We start from the raw sequence: 236 nt of genomic DNA, 5'->3' as shown, positions 1-236 counted from the left end.
GCCGCTACGAGGGGCCATGCGAGGCCTCGCGTGCCACCGGCGCCTTGATCAGGAATTCCTTCAGGCTGGCGACCTTGCTCTTCTTGAAGATGCGGTTCTTGTAGGTCACCACCGTGGTGGGCGACAGGCCCAGCGCGCGGCCCACTTCCTTGGCCGTGTGGCCCTGGCGCAGCAGGTTCGCCACCTGGATCTCACGAAACGACAGGTCGGCCGGCCAGACCGCCACGGGTGCCGGC

General features: G+C 67.8%; 1 protein-coding gene. It reads right to left on the bottom strand.

Annotated elements, in window-relative coordinates; translation table 11 throughout:
* Positions 1–4 precede the first annotated feature (4 nt).
* The coding region (locus SB751_RS35255; RefSeq protein ID WP_410749646.1) for a helix-turn-helix domain-containing protein at positions 5–236 on the bottom strand (232 nt) is incomplete at its 5' end.

Source organism: Cupriavidus sp. SIMBA_020, assembly GCF_046535395.1.
Classification (GTDB): domain Bacteria; phylum Pseudomonadota; class Gammaproteobacteria; order Burkholderiales; family Burkholderiaceae; genus Cupriavidus; species Cupriavidus campinensis.
The sequence above is the reverse complement of the archived record's forward strand: the minus strand, read 5'-3'. Positions and strand labels throughout refer to the sequence as shown.